The organism is Planomonospora sp. ID67723 (genome assembly GCF_015711605.1).
In the GTDB taxonomy this organism is placed as follows: domain Bacteria; phylum Actinomycetota; class Actinomycetes; order Streptosporangiales; family Streptosporangiaceae; genus Planomonospora_A.
In genome coordinates, this window is record NZ_JABTEZ010000006.1 from 318,981 (window position 1) to 335,178 (window position 16,198).

General features: G+C 68.7%; 19 protein-coding genes and 3 pseudogenes. 13 read left to right on the plus strand and 9 right to left on the minus strand.

Translation table 11 applies throughout. The features are described from left to right. Window positions 1-72 precede the first annotated feature (72 nt). Entirely contained in the window at window positions 73-579 is a 507-nt protein-coding gene (locus tag HS041_RS36050) for a hypothetical protein (protein WP_196445362.1), read from the plus strand. Window positions 580-1,128: 549 nt separating this feature from the next. Here the strand turns inward: HS041_RS36050 and HS041_RS36055 are convergent. Both HS041_RS36055 and HS041_RS39635 read right to left on the minus strand, forming a co-directional pair. Next, window positions 1,129-1,662: a helix-turn-helix domain-containing protein gene (locus HS041_RS36055; protein WP_255530258.1), complete on the minus strand. Its 534-nt coding sequence runs from the start codon at window positions 1,660-1,662 to the stop codon at window positions 1,129-1,131. Continuing rightward, window positions 1,639-1,926 (minus strand): annotated as a pseudogene (locus HS041_RS39635) (recombinase family protein); the annotation flags it as partial. The gene HS041_RS36055 and the pseudogene HS041_RS39635, both read right to left, overlap by 24 nt. A 140-nt stretch (window positions 1,927-2,066) precedes the next feature. On the opposite strand from HS041_RS39635, the gene HS041_RS36060 reads away from it, so the two are divergent. The 3 genes and pseudogenes from HS041_RS36060 to HS041_RS40305 all read left to right on the plus strand — a co-directional run bounded on the left by HS041_RS36060 (window position 2,067) and on the right by HS041_RS40305 (window position 3,016). After that, a complete protein-coding gene (locus tag HS041_RS36060) occupies window positions 2,067-2,261 on the plus strand; it encodes a hypothetical protein (RefSeq protein ID WP_196445364.1) in 195 nt (64 codons plus the stop codon). Window positions 2,262-2,396: 135 nt separating this feature from the next. Then, a pseudogene (locus tag HS041_RS40300) lies at window positions 2,397-2,747 on the plus strand (profilin); the annotation flags it as partial. A gap of 68 nt (window positions 2,748-2,815) precedes the next feature. Further along, window positions 2,816-3,016, plus strand: a complete 201-nt coding sequence (locus HS041_RS40305) for a hypothetical protein (protein ID WP_307845634.1) — start codon at window positions 2,816-2,818, stop codon at window positions 3,014-3,016. A 427-nt stretch (window positions 3,017-3,443) separates the two neighbouring features. Here HS041_RS40305 and HS041_RS40310 read toward each other — a convergent pair whose 3' ends face one another. Next, window positions 3,444-3,740, minus strand: coding sequence for a hypothetical protein (locus HS041_RS40310; protein ID WP_196445367.1), 297 nt, complete (start codon window positions 3,738-3,740; stop codon window positions 3,444-3,446). Window positions 3,741-3,800: 60 nt separating this feature from the next. On the opposite strand from HS041_RS40310, the gene HS041_RS40315 reads away from it, so the two are divergent. Continuing rightward, entirely contained in the window at window positions 3,801-4,094 is a 294-nt protein-coding gene (locus HS041_RS40315) for a helix-turn-helix domain-containing protein (protein WP_307845633.1), read from the plus strand. A 51-nt stretch (window positions 4,095-4,145) separates the two neighbouring features. After that, entirely contained in the window at window positions 4,146-4,379 is a 234-nt protein-coding gene (locus HS041_RS36085) for a hypothetical protein (RefSeq protein WP_196445369.1), read from the plus strand. 376 nt (window positions 4,380-4,755) lie between these two features. On the opposite strand, the gene HS041_RS36090 is transcribed toward HS041_RS36085, so the two are convergent. After that, window positions 4,756-5,253, minus strand: a complete 498-nt coding sequence (locus tag HS041_RS36090) for a hypothetical protein (protein WP_196445370.1) — start codon at window positions 5,251-5,253, stop codon at window positions 4,756-4,758. A 114-nt stretch (window positions 5,254-5,367) separates the two neighbouring features. Further along, window positions 5,368-5,673 (minus strand): hypothetical protein, encoded by a 306-nt coding sequence (locus HS041_RS36095; protein WP_196445371.1) that lies wholly within the window; start codon window positions 5,671-5,673, stop codon window positions 5,368-5,370. Window positions 5,674-6,530: 857 nt separating this feature from the next. Here HS041_RS36095 and HS041_RS36100 point away from each other — a divergent pair. Both HS041_RS36100 and HS041_RS36105 read left to right on the plus strand, forming a co-directional pair. Continuing rightward, on the plus strand, window positions 6,531-6,923 hold the full coding sequence (locus HS041_RS36100; RefSeq protein ID WP_196445372.1) for a response regulator transcription factor: 393 nt from the start codon (window positions 6,531-6,533) through the stop codon (window positions 6,921-6,923). 121 nt (window positions 6,924-7,044) lie between these two features. Beyond that, entirely contained in the window at window positions 7,045-7,611 is a 567-nt protein-coding gene (locus tag HS041_RS36105) for a hypothetical protein (protein WP_196445373.1), read from the plus strand. On the opposite strand, the pseudogene HS041_RS36110 reads toward HS041_RS36105, so the two are convergent. Beyond that, window positions 7,608-8,716: pseudogene (locus tag HS041_RS36110) on the minus strand (IS630 family transposase). The gene HS041_RS36105 and the pseudogene HS041_RS36110 sit on opposite strands and share 4 nt — an antisense overlap. A 43-nt stretch (window positions 8,717-8,759) precedes the next feature. Between HS041_RS36110 and HS041_RS36115 the strand changes: the two are divergent. Further along, window positions 8,760-8,939: a hypothetical protein gene (locus HS041_RS36115; protein ID WP_196445374.1), complete on the plus strand. Its 180-nt coding sequence runs from the start codon at window positions 8,760-8,762 to the stop codon at window positions 8,937-8,939. 672 nt (window positions 8,940-9,611) lie between these two features. Here HS041_RS36115 and HS041_RS36120 read toward each other — a convergent pair. From HS041_RS36120 to HS041_RS36130, 3 genes are read right to left on the minus strand one after another with little or no spacing between them, the layout of a single operon-like run. Further along, a complete protein-coding gene (locus tag HS041_RS36120; protein ID WP_196445375.1) occupies window positions 9,612-10,208 on the minus strand; it encodes a maleylpyruvate isomerase family mycothiol-dependent enzyme in 597 nt (198 codons plus the stop codon). Next, window positions 10,205-10,645: an SRPBCC family protein gene (locus HS041_RS36125; protein ID WP_196445376.1), complete on the minus strand. Its 441-nt coding sequence runs from the start codon at window positions 10,643-10,645 to the stop codon at window positions 10,205-10,207. The genes HS041_RS36120 and HS041_RS36125 overlap by 4 nt, the downstream gene beginning before the upstream one ends. Beyond that, window positions 10,642-10,989 carry an ArsR/SmtB family transcription factor gene (locus HS041_RS36130; protein ID WP_196445377.1) on the minus strand — a complete coding sequence of 116 codons (348 nt, stop codon included), beginning with the start codon at window positions 10,987-10,989 and terminating at the stop codon, window positions 10,642-10,644. The genes HS041_RS36125 and HS041_RS36130 overlap by 4 nt, the downstream gene beginning before the upstream one ends. Window positions 10,990-11,484: 495 nt before the next feature. On the opposite strand from HS041_RS36130, the gene HS041_RS36135 reads away from it, so the two are divergent. From HS041_RS36135 to HS041_RS36150, 4 genes are all read left to right on the plus strand, one after another. Next, window positions 11,485-12,315, plus strand: a complete 831-nt coding sequence (locus tag HS041_RS36135) for a hypothetical protein (RefSeq protein WP_196445378.1) — start codon at window positions 11,485-11,487, stop codon at window positions 12,313-12,315. A 1,337-nt stretch (window positions 12,316-13,652) separates the two neighbouring features. Continuing rightward, on the plus strand, window positions 13,653-14,759 hold the full coding sequence (locus HS041_RS36140; protein WP_196445379.1) for a right-handed parallel beta-helix repeat-containing protein: 1,107 nt from the start codon (window positions 13,653-13,655) through the stop codon (window positions 14,757-14,759). Window positions 14,760-15,043: 284 nt separating this feature from the next. Further along, window positions 15,044-15,217: a hypothetical protein gene (locus tag HS041_RS36145; RefSeq protein ID WP_196445380.1), complete on the plus strand. Its 174-nt coding sequence runs from the start codon at window positions 15,044-15,046 to the stop codon at window positions 15,215-15,217. A 376-nt stretch (window positions 15,218-15,593) separates the two neighbouring features. After that, the gene (locus HS041_RS36150) at window positions 15,594-16,190 is read left to right on the plus strand and encodes a helix-turn-helix domain-containing protein (protein ID WP_196445381.1); all 597 of its coding nucleotides are present in this window, start codon (window positions 15,594-15,596) and stop codon (window positions 16,188-16,190) included. Window positions 16,191-16,198 lie beyond the last annotated feature (8 nt).

The window sequence follows — 16,198 nt, forward strand, 5'->3', positions numbered from 1 at the left end:
CCGACCAACAACCTCGTCGCGGTTCGATCACATCGCTCTCACCGCCGACCCGCTCACGCTCCAATACAGAGCATGCGCCGGAAACTGCTGATCATGCTCGCGGCATCACCTGCGGGCCCAGGATCCACCTCCCATGCCGGCGTCATCAGCGAAGCCCCGCAGGGAGGCCTGTGGGCCGTCAGCCTCGCCATCTTTGTACTTGGTGTCATCGTTGTGGTGTTGTTCCTGCACCGCTTTGAGCGCCGCCTTGAGCAGATCGAAGATCCTCCCCGCGAACGCCTCGGCCGCCGGATCGCAGCCGTCAACGCCGCATTCACCGAGGCCGCCCGGCTCATGGACGAACTCCAACGCGACCTCGCCGCCCAGCAGGCCGCACGCGAAGCCATCATCGCTCAGGCCGAAGAACAGCAGCGGCTCCTAGAGATCAACCAGGAGCAGGCCGAGAAGATCCGACACATCCTCGTCGGCGAGACCAAAGCCACCATCCGTGCTGAGCGCCGTCAACAGTGGCTGTTCTTCGCTCTCGGCGCTGCCATGTCCGTCCCGATCGGCGTCGCCATCAACCTACTCGTCCCCTGACGCGAGCACACGAGCACCAACATCATCGATCATGCGCACCGTCGTCACTCCCCGCCGCGCGACCCCCCGGCCCGTCCCCAGCTCCCCCAAGCCTGCGCGGGTCGGGTACTCGGGCCAGGCTGACCGGTCATGGGCAGCCCTGGTCTGGCGGCCTGCTGGTCCTGGAGGTGGTCGACGACGTCGAGCCGGCCACCTTCCGACTGGTGATCAGCGACGGCGAGGCCCTGGGCACGACCCGCTAGGGCGCCGCCCAGCGCGCCGATCGCCTGGCCACCCGCACCGCACCCGCACTGTCAACGGGTCGTTGACAGTGGGTGGGGGGCGGCCCGCGGCGACAGGGCCGGGCCCTGGCTGTGAACGCGTCGCTTGACCCCACCTCGGCGATGCCGGTGGCCTCCGGGGGTCAGCGTCGTGCGGCGATCAGCACCATCTCGCAGATCTCCGCGACGGTGGAGAACTTCGCCATGATGGAGGTGTCCCTTCGGGTCGTCGTGGGTTCTGGGGGATGCGGGGGCCGCTGCGGCCACGTGGGCGGCCCCCGGTCGACGCTCAGCCCTCGCGGTGAGGGGCCAGGGCGGGGGCCAAGGCGGCCAGGGCGTCGGCCTGGCGGGCGTGCGCGCCGTCGACGGCGTCCAGCTCGACCGGTTCGTGCTCGGGAGTGCGGGCCCTCCAGCGGGTGCCGTCGGTCTCGACGTAGCCGATCGGCACCTCGCTGCCGGGCGGCAGGAGGTAGCGGCGCCCGTCGCCGGACCGCTGTGCCACCCGGTAGCCGTCGGCCAGTCGGCGCGGCGCCGGGCGTACCCGCTCCCAATCCCAGACGGCCGGACCGGGCACGGGCACGGTTGCGGGTCCGTCGCCGATGGGGCGGGAGGCGGTCTCCTGGCGCTGGACGGCGACGAGCGGGTCGTCGTCTTCGAACGCCCGATACAGCGTGGAGCGGCCGACGCCGAGGGCACGCGCGATGGCGGGGATGGTTTCGCCGCGGGCCCGGCGGGCGCGGGCGGCCGCCAGCGTGTCGGCGTCGATCGCCGGCGGCCGGCCGCCGCGGCGCCCTTGGGCGGCCGCCGCGGCCAGGCCGTCCATGGTGCGCTCGCGGATCAGGTCGCGCTCCATCTCCGCGGCCATCGCGGCGACCAGGAACAGCATCTTGTCGGCGATGGACTGCCCGCCGGGCCGGTGCACCCCGGCGCACACCCCGGACAAGATGTGCAGGTTGATGCCGCGCGGCGCGAGCTCGTCTTCGAGGAAGACGAGCAACTCCTTCACCGAGCGGGCGATGCGGTCGGGCTTGTAGATGACCAGGGTGTCGCCCACCTGCATCCGGGCGATGGTCGCGGCCAGCTCCGGGCGCTCGCGGCGGGTGGACCAGCGCTCTGGCTAGTGATTCATCTGTCACCTTCCAGGCCTTGCGCGCAGCAGCGGCCTCGACCACCCTTTGTTACTGATCCACTACGAGAAGTGTCTTCCCGACCTATGAGGAGTCCTGCATGCGCAGCCGTAACGTTTCCATCCTCAGCCTTGTCCTGGGTACCGCTGCTTTGATCGCGATTGGACCGGCGAGCCCCGCGCACGCTGCCGACGTCGACATCGACGTCCAGGTCCAGACCCCGCTTGTGGATCTTCTGGGGGACTGCAGGATTACGGATTTGATCGGCGGCAACTACGACTGCGTCCTGCCGTAACGGCCTAGGAGCTGTTCGGGGTTCGGATCTTCGCGCGGGTTGGAGGCCACTTCCTCACGGGCGAGCGCCAGCATGAGATTGTCAATGTGACGAGTCCCGCGTCCGGCGAGGACCTACACGAGGGAGGTTGGGATCGTGGACAGTTGGCAACCGCATGTGGCGCAACTGGTAGCGAGCGGCTACATCGCCAAGGCGGCGATCTGTGGACATGACGGCACCGTCTGGGCCACCAGCCCCGGTCTCTCTGTCAGCCCCGAGGAGACGCGGGCGATCATTTCCGGGTTCAAGGACCCGAACCTGATCACGGACGGTATCCGCGTCGGTGGTACTAAGTACTTCGTCGTTTGATCAGACGACCGCATCATCAGCGGCAAGATGGGGGCTGGTGGAGTCTTCTGCATGAAGACCGGCAACACCGTCCTCATCGGGGTGTACGACGACGCGGTTGCCCAGCCAAGCCAAGCCCGCACGGTGATCAAAAAGTTGGCCGATCAATTCGGGCCCGCGGACTGCTGGCCGCGCAGCTCGCCTACGCCCCGGCCGGAACCCACCAGGTGGTCGTCACCGGCGGGGTCGCCGGGCTGGACGCGCGCCACCAGATGCGCGGCGAGGGCCGCGAGGCCCTGGCCACCGCCCTGGAACACCTGCTGGCGGCCGGGTACGCCACCCGGGAGCGGAGCCGCGATGAGGTGGGCCGGATGATGTGGGAGACGGTGCTTCGGCGTCTGCCGGAACCGGTGCTGGCCAGGACGTAGAGCCTGGCCAGGCCCATCAACGGGATTCCATGCCCGGATCTCCATGCGCGGGATGGCGCGGACCTACGTCAGAGAACAACCAAGACGAAGACCGAAGAACAGCCTGCCGGTCGACGCCGTGTCGCTCGGGGCCGGCGGCAGGTCGACCGGAGCCGTCCCGGCAGGCTCCCCGGAGCATGTCTGTGCCGTTCGTCCAGGTGAGCCCATAAACGGGTTTCCATTTCCGGGATTCCATCGCCGGACCGGTCAGGTTTCGTCGACCACCGCGGCGGAGGCCTCGCCGCGACGAATTCCGGCCACGCGGGCGGCGTGCCGGTAGTCGGCGGCGGTGGCCTGGTGGCCGTGGGCGGTGCTGCTGACCGTGGCGGCCAGCGAGGCGATCCGGCGCGCGATGTCGGCCAGACCCGGTTCCCATCCGGTGGGCGGCTCACCGGTGTCCGGGGCGGAGGCGGTGACCGCTCGCCAGGCGTCGGCGAGCTCGGTCGCGAGTACGGCCAGGTGCTCGGTGTCGGTGCCCAGGCACCGCCGCTGCCACCCAGCCCAGCGGCACGCCCACCACCACGGCGGCCGACACCGCCGCGAGCAGGCACACCAGCAGCATCCGGGGACGGTCGGCCGCGAGCTCGCGGCGGTAGCGGGCGCTGGCGGAGGCGCCGGCCCCCGGCGGAGCGATGCGGACCACGGCGACCTCCAGGACGACGGCGGGGAAGACTTCGTCCTTCACGGTACGACGAACGGCCGACAGCGCCGAGAGACCAGCGCCGCCGTACCCGCCGCGCGTAGTCTGGAGCCAGAGCAGGAGGTCCCCCATGGCGCCCACTCCCAAGGACGAAGCCCGCCGGATCGGCGAGAACGCACGCCGCGCCGCAAGGCCCGCGGGCTCACGCTCCAGGTCGTGGCCGGCCTCACCGGCCGGTCGGTGGGATGGCTGTCTGAGATTGAGCGCGGCATCCGCCCGCTGGAGCGGCGATCCGACATCCGCGCGCCGGCCGAAGCGCTGGAAATCACCCCGGGGAATCTGCTGCGGGTGGAGCTGCCGCCGGACACCGGACAACGCGAACGCCAACATCCGCCGTGATGGGCCGCCAGATTGTCAGCCCTGTCCGCCCCCGTCCTTAGGAGAGATGCAATGACGAACAACAACACGCCCCCGCCCGCCGAAGGTCTCGGGATCTGGGCAAATCTCGGGATCTGGATCGCATTTGGCGCTGCCTTCGGCCTCCTCGTCGGCGTCATCGTCGGGGGTTTTTTCGACAACTTCACTTACGGTGTCGGGCTAGGTTCGACCTTCGGTCCGGGCCTGGGGGTGGCCGCCTGGGCCGTCTTCATCGCGCCGCGAAGGAATGTCCGCCGCGACTCCTGAGCGTCGCGCCCGAGTATCGGCTACGGGGTCGTAGGCGCCACCGGGAAGTCCAGGAAGCAACGCAACGGCGCTGGCGATGGTGGCCGCGTCAGATGATCGCGCCCCGGCGGGCCGAGATCTGGTGGCGGTTGAGTTGGATCAGCAGCCGGCGCGGAGCGCGCCACCACCATGGTGATGTGGTATCGGTACAGCTTGGTCGAACCGACGCCAGGCCAAGCGGTGTTCCATACTCGGCTCACACTCAGCGTCATCGACGCAGCCGGCGGTCCAGGCGCTCCCGGCGTCGCGGCTGCCGTCATAGCACTCGCCGACCGGATCGTCGACTGGGCGGATGGCTACGCTGCCCGTCGTGTTGAGGTGTGACCAGGTGTCGCGGTCATAGGCCTTCGACGTAGTCGGCGGCGATGTCGTCGGGTGGGTTGGTGTACAGGCGCAGGTAGCGGTCGTTGGCGTGGCCGAGGCGGCGCTCGAGTTCGGCGCGGTTGTGGCCGGAGGCCTGCGACAGGCCGTAGGCGAAGGTGTGCCGGGCGTCGTGCGGGCGCAGGGTGCCGAGCTTGCGGTCGGGGTCGGGCATCTGGGCGTCGCGGCCCAGGAACACGGTGCGGCTGGTGCGGCCCTTGCCGCGCACGCCGACAAGGCGCGCCTTCTTGGCCTGGCGCAGCCGCTCGGGGACGGCCGGCTCCAGCTGGTCCAGGTCCAGGCCGACCAGCTCCGCGCGGCGCAGCCCGGTGCCGAACAGCAGGTAGATGATGGCCCGGTCCCGCAGCGGGCGAGCGTGGGCGTGCACCCGGGGTGTGGCGGCGCCGCGGTGACGGCGGCCCTTGAGCTCGTGGAAGGTCTCGATCCGGTCCACGACGTTCTTGACGGTGCGCACCTGGGTGGCGGCCAGCGCTCGCGGCTGCGGGGCAGGCAGTGGTAGCGGGGGACTTTCTTGGTCGGGTCGCCGTGGCGCAGCAACCCTTCGGGGGGGTGATCCAGGTGAACAGCGCTACAGGTGCGCGAGGTGGTTGTTGACGGTCGCTGGCGCCATCGGCGCGGGCATGTTGTCGCGGCCGCAGTTGCCGGCGGCGGCCAGGTGGTCGCGCCAGGCTGTGATCTCGCGCGGGGTGACGGCCGAGAGCCGGTCGTGCCCGAGGCCGCCGGTGATCCAGGCGCCGAAGCGCTCCAGGTGCCGGGAGATCTTGGCGGTGACCTCAGCTGAGCGGACTCCGCGCACGGCGAGATCGAGGTAGCGCTCCGTCCAGACTGGGAGGCTGTCGTCGGCCGGATCGAGGCGTTCGGGAAGCCCGACCACCTTTCGTGAAGTGATTTCGGCGTGATCCTACCCGGCGAGCAGGGACGCCGCGCTGGAGGTGGAGGACAGCATGCAGCCACATTACTTCGCGGAAGGGCCATTTCCTGAAGAGAAACGGTCTGGCCGATCCTGGGACTTGTTCCCCTGATCATGCTCGTTTGGGGCTCATGACACGTTTCTTGCCGGCACGCCATGTAGGTCCGGACAGAACCGCCGTAGGTTGTCCGGAATCACCTTGCAGTGTCGGGGCGCTGGTACGCGGCCTTGCACAAGCCCAACCCGAGCGGCCAGGCTCAACCGCTGGTCAGGTGGGATCAGGAGGCGGGGGTTCGGTCGATGGCTCAGGCGGCGGGGCTTCAGTGGTCGGATCAGGCATCGATGCCCCCTGCGTCTGTGTGGACACCGTTGGAATCGGTGATTGCTCAGGCGCACCCACAGAGGCACTGCACGATGAGAACAGGGCGAAGGCGAGGAGGGCCGCGATGATGAAGCCGCCTCCGCCGCCACGGCGCCCGGGGAGATGGTGCGGTCATGCGCCCGCACCCTGATCGTCCGTCCGTCCTTGAGTCTTCGGATGTGTTCGCGGACCCGTGTCGTTCGCCTCCCGCTCATCCCCGGACGGTAGGCCGTCTGTCGCCGAGACAAGAGTCGCGGTGCGGTAGGCATCGCCTGGCGTGCAGGTGACCCCTCCCGCGCCGCGCAGCGGGTGGACGACCCCGCTTCTTTGGACCCTTGAGTGCTTCGCCTCCCGCAGGCCTCTCAGGCTTGTATCGACCCAGCCCTAGGGAACCGCCTGGTCAGGGGGTTCATGAGGAGGCCCGCAGGGGTAGGGGCCGGTGGAGGGATACGGGAGGGACATGCCGGTTGCGCTGCTCGTCGAAGATGACCCCGATCACCGGGAGTTGCTGGTCCGGCTGTTGAAGCAGGCCGACTGCCGGGTGCACGCCGTGGCGGATGGTGCCCAAGCCGTGGAGTTGGCCCGGCAGGTGCGCCCAGACCTGGTGGTGCTGGACTGGCGGCTGCCGGGTCTGCCGGGGACGGAGATCTGTCGGCGGCTGCGTTCCGCGCCCGAGACGGCGGAGGCGGCGGTGCTGATGGTGACCGCCTGGGTGAGCGACGGTGTCAACAACGCCGCGCAGGAGGCCGCCTGGTCGGGGGCCGACGACTTCGTCCTCAAGCCGATCAGCCATCGGGAGTTCCACGCGCGGGTCCTGGCCTTGCTGAAGCGGTTCCCGCCCGCCCAGGAATGAGCATCAGCCAATTCACGGGGAAGGACTTCCCGTTACCCGTCCGCCGCCAGGGCTGACCGGCTGACGGGCGCATTTCAAGCCCCGTCTCGGTTACCGCCTGCGGTTGCGACAGACTGAGGACATGACCGAGGTGCGACCCGCTCCGAATGCCGACGCGGCTCGATGGCTGCTCCGGGCTGATGTCGATTGGTGGGATCTTGTTCGCTACGGCCCACCGGGCTTCGACGTGTACGTGCGTATCGCCTTTGCCCATGGGGTGGAGAGTGTCGACCCGGAGGGAGAAGATCGCGCCGTTCGCGTGGCACTCGCGACTCTCGCGGCATACACGGCCACGCCGTCCAGCGGATATGCGGCGATCTGGGAGGGGTGGGGCGGGCGCCCGCCGGCTCCTGAAGCGCCACAGGTGGCCATTCCGAATCGAGAGATGCTGCTCTTCACCGGCCCTGTCGACGTACTGAGCGACGCGCCCGCCCTCGCCTGGTACGGCTCTGCGCGGGGCTATCAAGACCCACACCTCGTGTGGCCCGAAGATCAGGCCTGGTGCCTGGCCTGCGAGGTCGACGAGGAGGTCGAGTTCACCGTCGGATGTTCCGTCGACGCGTCCCAGGCTCTGACCAAAGCCCTGCCCGGTGCTGTTCGACGGGTGCACTACGGAGAGCCGGCACCGATGTACCGCGACCCGGCCTAGTGTCCTGAGTCAGTAATTCGCCGACAGTAGGAGGCGAGAGTGTCGAGGATCTCCTCGGCCGCCTTGGTCCACACGAACGGTTTCGGGTCCTCGTTCCAGATGGTGATCCAGGCGCGGATGTCTTTCTCCAGCGCCTGGACCGACCTGTGCACGCCCCGCCGTATCCACTTGGTCGTCAGTTCTGCGAACCACCGCTCGACCAGGTTCAGCCAGGACGCGCCGGTCGGGGTGAAGTGAATGTGGAACCGCGGGTGCGCAAGCAGCCACCTCCTGATCACGGGGGTCTTGTGGGTGGCGTAGTTGTCGCAAACCAGGTGGACGTCGAGATCCGCGGGAACCTCCTTGTCCAGCTTGATCAGGAACTTCCTGAACTCCACCGCCCGGTGCCGCCGGTGCAGGGAACCGATCACCTTGCCCGAGGCCGCGTCGACGGCGGCGAACAGCGTCGTGGTTCCCGAGCGGATGTAGTCGTGGGTGGCCCGCTCGGGAACGCCGGGCATCATCGGCAGCACCGGCTGAGACCGGTCCAGGGCCTGGATCTGCGATTTCTCATCCACGCACAGCACCACGGCCCGCTCAGGCGGATCGAGGTACAGGCCCACCACGTCGTGCACCTTGTCGACGAAGAACGGGTCGGTCGACAGCTTGAAGGTCTGCGAGCGGTGGGGCTGCAGGCCGAAGGTCCGCCACACCCGAAAGACCGTCGACTGCGACAGGCCCACCTGCCGAGCCATCGACCGCGTCGACCAGTGGGTGGCGTTTTTCGGCTTGGTCTCCAGCGTCCGCGCGATCAGCTCGGCGATCTGCTCGTCGCTGACGGTGCGCGGCCGCCCTGGGCGTGGCTCGTCCGACAGGCCCTCCAGCCGGTCGGACAGGAACCGTCTGCGCCACTTCGACACCGTCTCCCGGGACACCCCGATCTGATCAGCGACGATCTTCGTGGAGACGGGGAGCCCGTCCTCGCCGGCGCATCACACGCCAGGATCAGCCGGGCTCGCAGGGCCATGTCCTGGGCGCCTTTGCGTCGCCGCGCCCAGCGCTCAAGCTCTGTCCGCTCGTTGGCGGTCAAATCCAGTGGTGCGAGCTTCGGTCCAGGACGCGCCATAACCGAACACTAGACGAACTACTGACTCAGGACACTAGCCGGCGTGCTGGCCGAGCGCGGTGACTACACCGGCGCCATCACCGTCCTACGCCCCCACATCGACGCCGGCCACTCCTTCTCCGCCGACCGCCTGGCCGACCAACTGGTCACCGCGTTGGCCGATCAAGGCGATCCAGAGGAAGCAGACCGCATCCGCCGGTTCGGCTTATCCCTGGAGGAATAGCTTCGGGCCTTTCTCGCCGAAGAAACGACCGAGGATGACCTGGACAGAGGTGACGAGGCGGCCGTGCATGCGTACCGCCAGCATTTCCGCCTACAGAAATGCTGGCCTTACCGATGGCGGTACGGCCTGCGGATTACCGGCCGAAACCGCTTCGCCGGCCCTGACCGGGTCCGTCGCGGCGGGAGTGCGGCGGCCGGTATGGCTCCGCGCTGCGGCCGCGCTTGGCCGTACGGCCGGGCGTGGGCCGCTTCGGCTCCGGTGGCGGGGCCTGGCGCCGGTGGTCTGCGTGCTCGGCGCGGGCCTGGTGCTCGACCTGGCGCCGGTCCGGGGTCAGGTCCATGCGGCGGGAGATCTCATCCCGGGCGGCCTCCAGCTCCTTGATTTTATCCGCGAGAACGGGAGCCAGATGTTCGTCACTTTCGGCGCCACCTCTCCGGCCCGTCCCGCGCGAATGCTCGTGAGAACGAGCGCCACTTGTTGACCATGGCTAAGGCAGCGACGAGGTTAGCGCAGGGTTGCGAGGCCACTCTCCGTGGGCGGCAGCGTGATGGTGAACGATGGGTCGATGCGTACTTTTACCGATGAGCGGACATCGGGCCAACGTGGAGGCCGTGTTGGACGTTGCAGACATATGCCCTTGGTCCCCACGGGAGGGTGTGTCGGCCCTGGGTGTCAGCCGTGGGGCAGTGTCCGGCCGTCGGGCAGGGCTCGGCCGCTCAGAAGTGCCACCAGAGAGCCGCTGTCGGCGCGAACGAGCCGGCCGTTTCCCCAGCTCCAATCGGTGTCGGCGGCCTCGAGCCGGACATCGGTCAGGTCGATGCCGAACAAGGTGCCGTTTGCGGCGGTGAGCTGATCGAGGACGGCGGTCACAGCCTCTGCCGGTGCGATCGCGGGCCGGTCGAGCGCGATCGTCACATCCAGGGAGTGAATGACGGCATGGCTCAGTGCGCCGGCTGCACCGCCGCCCGGCGGCTGCCACGCGTGCAGTCTCGGCGATCGGAGCTGGACGAGGAGGTCGGCGACGGGCAGCGCAGCGTCCCGCGTGGCCACGGTGTCGGAAAGTACGGTGAAGTCGCCGCCGGCCGCCGCCATCTCAGCCCCGAACTGCTCGGGAGTCAGCCGCATCGGCATCGTCACGTGCGCGATCACATGGCGCACCAGCCACTTCTCGCACAGCGACGAGGCGTCCCACGTCTCGACGGGCGCGGCGGCGAGGGAATCGGCGAGCCCACTGTAGGTCGGCGCCACCCAGGACTGCAGGTCGGTCATGATCGCTCCCCTTGTATGAGGTGAGCCAGATGTTCCTCGAGCTTGTCGAGGGAGGTGAGAAAGCCAGCGCGGGACTCGGGCGTACGCATCGTCTCGGGTACGTTGCGCTGGTGGATGACGACCGCAGTTCTGCCATCGCCGAGGTCTTCCAGCGTGCTGGTGGTGTGCATCCCGGTCGCTGACTCGACCCAGGCAAGCCGCTCGGGCGGGACGATCTCGGTGAAGGTGGCAACCATCCGATGGCTGCCGTACTCGCCGAGCATCAGGGTCTCGAACCGGCCACCGGGGTGAAGTTCGACGACGATGCCGTCGATCGGCGTGGCCATGCCGCTCGGGCCCCAGAAGCGCGCGAGCTCGGCGGGCTCGGTGAGGCACCGCCACACCAGCTCGCGCGGCGCGCGGAAGACCCGCCGGTAGACGAGTTCGTCGGCGTTCACTGATTCTCGCCCTCCTGCAGGCGGGCGAGGTGCGTCTCTAGCCGGTCCATCCGGTCTGACCACGCCCGCCGGCTCTCCTCGACCCATGAGAGCGCGGCCTCGAGCGCCGCGGGTTCGAGCCGACATGGCCGGGTTTGCCGGTGCCGTCCCTGGCTGATCAGGCCGGACCGCTCGAGCACCCGAATGTGATGCGACACGGCCTGCATGCTCATGGCGTACGGCTCCGCCAGCTCTTTGACCGTCGCCTCGCCCTTGCTCAGCCGGGCCACGATGTCTCGCCTGGTGCGGTCGCTGAGCGCTGTGAACAGGGCATCGAGCTGCTGATCCTCGACTATGGTTCCCATGCAGATACTCAAACATCTGCTTTATAAAGTGTCAACTTGATTACTCGCATCAAGCTGCTACGGCGGCTCGGCGTCACATGGCAACGCCCTTACCTACCGCAGACAAGATGCGGGCCGCCCGAGCGGCTCGTCACCATGGGTGAGCGGGGAGCCCGTTCGACGACGGGCGAGGGCGTCCCAGGTGACGGTGGCGCCGAAACTCACGAACATCGAGATCGGCAAGATCTCGCTGGCGCCCGAATTCAGCGACATCTGGCGCCGGAACTCGGGCTCTGGTCCACTTTCGATGACTGCGGTAGCGGGGGTGAGGGAGAGCGGTCGCCAGGCGACAGGAAACGCACCCGTAGGAGGCCGAAACCCGCATCCAGGCTTCTCCTGGACGGGTTTTCTCGCACAAGGCCACCCGTCATCGAGAGGGGGCCAGAGCCCACCAACCGGGTGCCCGCCAGGGGTCACGGCACGCGACGACCGGTGCCGGACAACTATCCTGGCCGGGTGAAACCGATCACGCCTGATTGCAGCGTCTTCGCCGCGGCGCTGAACGGGGATGACACACAAGTGCGGGATCTTGCCGGACCGGACGGCGTCTTCTGCATCGCCGCCGAGCTGTGCAGCGTGTTCCTGGTGGAGGTCACCGCCGACGGAACACAGCAGGGAACGCTCGCATACCCGCGTGGCATCACGCGCGTGGAACTGCCCCGTTCGTGGCCGGTGCACCGCATCGACCACGACCGCGAACACTTCATCCTGACCAGCACCGACGGACGATCCGTGCACGGCACGCCGCGGCAGTTCGCGGCCTACCCGAAGATCCTTCCTGCGGAGCACAATCCCTCCTACCAGGAACACCTCGAAGAGGCGTTCCTGGCGACCCACCTGCTGCCGCCTCATCCGCCACCGCCGGGCACGTACGCGTCACTCGCCGAGCCCATGCTGGGCGGGCACCACATCGACGACGTCGTGCAGGGCACGGTGCAGGTCCCGGCCGCGGGCCGGGACCTGTGGGTGGGCTTCGATCATGCCGGACCGGAGAAGGTCGCCGAGTTGCTTCCGCACACCCACCGGCTTCTGGCGGCGTTCGACCGCATCAGCCGCGCCGGCACCGACTTCCTCTGGAACAGGTGCGTCGACGGCACCGAATCCGAGGAGGAGCGGGCGGGCCTCCCCGACGCGATAGTGCCCACCAATCTGATCGTGTACCGGTCGGCGGACTTCGAAGTCCATTTCCAGGACGTCAGCGGCCGCTACTTCCCCGATGACAGCTACTGGCCGTGTGTCTGGTACCGCGCCGACATGACGCCTGTCGACTGGTGTCTGGGGGCTTGATCGTTCGGCGAGGCTCTCTATAGTCCCGAAATCGCACGGTGATTCCGGACAACCTGCGGTGGGCCTGGTCGGGCTTGCATCGCAGCCGACAGGTCAGCACAGTGCCCCCTTTTCATCCTCTGAACAGGACTGCGCGGATCCCAGCTGGATTCGGGGTGTCCACGGCAACCGCCGGGACGCCCTGGCAGGTGCCGGGCAGCGTGGTGGTGTTGCGGACTCGGGCACTGGTGGCGCTGGTGATCGCCGCCTGGCGCGGGACCGCCCTGTCGGTGGCATCGGCCGTGCGGCTGCCGCGCGAGCTGGGCCTGTCGGTGCAGCGCCCGGTTTATCGGCACCACCTGGGGCCTGGTCGGTCAGACCCCAGTGGTGTGCGCCGGGGCCGGCCGCCGGTCCCGTACGTGCTGGTACGCCTCTTCTTCGCTGGCGAGGAGGAGCGGTCAGGGGGCGTGTACACCACTAGGTGGAGGAGTTTTTCAAACTAGCGCGGTATGGCTTCTCTGACTTTCCTCCCCTAAAGTTCTCGATAATTCCCTGAACGGCCATCGGGTAAGAGACGGAAATGGGCGTGCTCCGCCGGCTCGCCGGGAAAGACGCGTTCAGCAGGCCTCGCCCACTGGAGGGACCCGATGAGACAGCCCAAGTTTTCCCTGCGGTGTCCGCCCCGCCGTCGCGTCCGCAGTGGTGACGACACAGGCGCCGCAGGCGCCGGCGGCCGAAGCGGGAGTGAGTTCCTCAGATGAACGGCTTCCCGTAAGCGAAACAATTCGAGTCGCCAACGGCGGCAGCGTCAAGTTTCTGGTGACCGATAATTCCGGTGCCGCCAACGGTGCTTATGCCGTCCGGTGGGACTGCCTCGACGGCGGCTGGGGCCGGAGGCGGTCCCGCAACGTGCTGTGACTCGAAAGTGAGATGACCGGAGTCGTTCATGTCCGCTCCATAAACCGATGTCTGATATCGAGTTCACGGGATATCTCGAGGATGGCCGGCTGACACCCGACATGAGGTGGTACGGCTACGCGCGGCCATATGTCCCCGAACGGGATGTCGCGAGCGGCCCGGCAGCCGCGGGTCCCATCGGTCCGGCCAGCCGTTGGCGCCGGACCTGGAAGTCCGGAGGGGGCTGCGGGAGCCGGTCTCCAGAAGCCCGGCCGGCTGGAAGCCGAACTGCAGGCCGAACCGGCCAGGCGTGGTCGGCCGGAAGGCCGGCGCTGGACTCTGGTCCGGATCGCCGAGCTGATCGCCCGGCTGTTTCACATCGCTACGGCATCCGCGACCAGAGCGGCAACGAACGGCATACGGCCAGGCCCCGTCCTTTCAATCGGAGGCGATTCAAAGCAATGATCAATCGAAGGGCCTTCCTCGGCGGCGCCGCGGGGGTCGCCGTCGCCGGCACGCTGGGCGCCGCCGGTCCCACCGCGCTGCCCGACTACGTCAGTGGTTCGGTGATCCAGAGACTGCTCGACGCCGCCCGCGACGGCGCAGGCACCACGGACGCGGCCGGCCGTCGCATCGCCAAGGTGCCCAAGGGCACCTACCTGCTCACCAGACCGCTGATCATCCATGGCGGCACCCATCTCGACGCCACCGAGGCCAGGATCGTCGCCCGCTTCCCCGCCACCGGTGTGAAGCACACGATGCTGCTCAACTCGGTCGCCGACACGACCGGCGGCTACTCCGGGCGCGGCAACATCGCGGTCACAGGTGGCAGCTGGGATCCGGTCTGGGACTTCGTCCAGCGTGGCGTGCTCTCCCAGGCTCCCGCGATGAATGTGCTCACCTTCGTCCACACCAGCGATGTGCTGGTCAGGAACGTAACGATCTGGAACGTCAAGTGGTGGCACGCGATCGAGCTGAACGCCGTCCGGCGCGGCACGGTCAGCGGCTGCGCCCTCAAAGGCTGGATCGCCGATCCCGGTGTGGGTCTGTGGCACGGCGAGGCCGTCCAGCTCGACCTGGCGGCCGAGGGCACCGCCTGGGCCGGCCTCGAAGACCGCACCCCCTGCCGGGACATCCTGCTGACCGGCAACGTCTGCGACACCTCGGGATCACAGGCCGGGTGGGGGCAGTTCACCGGCTCCCACACCGCCTACGCGGGTCACGTTCACGCCAACGTCCGCATCGAGAACAACACCGTCGCCAACACGCGCTGGGACGCGATCGGCACGCTCAACGCGAAGAACGTCCGCATCACCGGCAACACCGTGACCGGCTGCGCGGGCGGAATCTACGTGAAGTCGATCCAGAACCAGCCGCTGGCGACCGTCGAGATCACCGGCAACCGGGTGAGCGGCATCGGGGACCGTGACGCCCTGGCGATCAGGGCCGACGCGGCGGGCGCTCCGATCACCGACGTCGTGGTCGACGGCAACACCGTCAACTGTGCCAAGGTCCGTTACTACGGAGCCGTCACGCCCAGGGCGGGCGCCGTGCTCCAGTGCCGCTGACCGCTCGTGCGGACCCGGTCCGGGCCCCCGCCCGGGGCCTCCGGCCGCAGCGCACCGGGAGGGCCTGCGCCGGGATCCGGTGGTCACCTCCTGCTGGGGGCTCCTCGGAACCCCGGATCAAAGCGCCGTCGCGTGGCTGCTGCCACTGAACCCTTCCGGTTCGGTCTCCACGTTACGAGGGGAAGACCGCAGGTCGGACGTCATGCGCGAGGCCGCAGGGGCCAGTGCCGAGCTGGCGGAGACGGTTGCCGAAAGAATCCCGGCCCTGCGGGTACACCCAGGACATGAACAAGCAGAAGTCGACTTCATCGGACCCGAACGCCAAGCAGCGAACCCGGTCCAAGGCGGCCACGGACCCGAACCGCCCCAGCGCCAAGGCTGGCTCGGACCACAAGACCCCGTCGGGGGCGAACAAGAACGAGTACCGGCGACGGAGCAGCAAGCGCCACGGCCACTGACGATCGCCGACATCGCGACCTCCTTCCGCCGCAGTCCCTCGACGCGGCGGTTGCCGCCGTAGACGGGTAGCCCTGCCTGCTGCGGGGTGAGGCGCGCCCGCCGTGAGCTGAGGAACTCGCGGACGTCGGCGCTGGTGGTCGATCCGGCCCATGACCCCAGGGCAGGAAAGGCGGGGGTGAAGGAGGTAAAGCCGGCACCCCGAACGGGGGTCACCGCCTCAGCCGCCGGGATCGTCGCCGGCTGGGAGCACCCGACCCGCGAAGAGAGGCGGCGTGGGGTACCGGGCCCACCGGCACGCATGTTCGCGTGACCTGACGCCGCGTCAACGGTCACCGCCATGGAGAGGTGTCCCATATTTGGGATATTGTCTCTCATGTGAGAGAAGGTAGGACTGGGCCGTCCCCGGGGCCCGAGCCCGAGGAAGTCGAGGTCCGGCTGGCGGCCCGCCTCGCGGAGCTCCGGGTGGAGCGTGGCTGGTCGTTGGAGGAGCTGGCGCAGCGGACAGGAGTGAGCCGCTCGACCCTGTCTCGGCTGGAGCGTGCGGAGATCAGCCCGACGGCGGCCCTGCTGGGCAGGTTGTGCGCCGCCTACGGGCGGACGATGTCGAGGCTCCTGGCCGAGGTGGAGCCGGAGCCGCCGCTGCTGGTGCGCGCGGGGGAGCAGACGGTGTGGCGGGACGAGGCGTCGGGATTCGTCCGGCGCTCGGTGTCCCCACCCCACGCCGGCCTGCGCGGCGAGATCATCGAGGGAGTCCTGAGCCCGGGCGCGGACATCTCCTACGAGGGGCCGCCCGTACCGGGGCTGGAGCAGCACATCTGGGTGCTGCACGGGACGCTCGAGGTCACCGCCGACGGCCACGCGCACCGGGTCCGGGCGGGTGACTGCCTGCGGTTCCGTCTGTGGGGCCGCTCGCGCTTCCGCTGCCCGGGCTCCGAACCGGTTCGCTACGCCCTGATGGTCGTCCTGCCGTGACCAGCGAA

Excerpts from the sequence above, each read along its gene's own strand:
- HS041_RS36130 (WP_196445377.1), bottom strand. The coding sequence starts at position 10,989 with ATGGGAACCATAGTCGAGGATCAGCAGCTCGATGCCCTGTTCACAGCG.
- HS041_RS36055 (WP_255530258.1), bottom strand. The coding sequence starts at position 1,662 with ATGGACGGCCTGGCCGCGGCGGCCGCCCAAGGGCGCCGCGGCGGCCGG.
- HS041_RS36100 (WP_196445372.1), top strand. The coding sequence starts at position 6,531 with ATGCCGGTTGCGCTGCTCGTCGAAGATGACCCCGATCACCGGGAGTTG.
- HS041_RS36140 (WP_196445379.1), top strand. The coding sequence starts at position 13,653 with ATGATCAATCGAAGGGCCTTCCTCGGCGGCGCCGCGGGGGTCGCCGTC.
- HS041_RS36085 (WP_196445369.1), top strand. The coding sequence starts at position 4,146 with ATGACGAACAACAACACGCCCCCGCCCGCCGAAGGTCTCGGGATCTGG.
- HS041_RS36120 (WP_196445375.1), bottom strand. The coding sequence starts at position 10,208 with ATGACCGACCTGCAGTCCTGGGTGGCGCCGACCTACAGTGGGCTCGCC.
- HS041_RS36060 (WP_196445364.1), top strand. The coding sequence starts at position 2,067 with ATGCGCAGCCGTAACGTTTCCATCCTCAGCCTTGTCCTGGGTACCGCT.
- HS041_RS36050 (WP_196445362.1), top strand. The coding sequence starts at position 73 with ATGCGCCGGAAACTGCTGATCATGCTCGCGGCATCACCTGCGGGCCCA.
- HS041_RS36105 (WP_196445373.1), top strand. The coding sequence starts at position 7,045 with ATGACCGAGGTGCGACCCGCTCCGAATGCCGACGCGGCTCGATGGCTG.
- HS041_RS36145 (WP_196445380.1), top strand. The coding sequence starts at position 15,044 with ATGAACAAGCAGAAGTCGACTTCATCGGACCCGAACGCCAAGCAGCGA.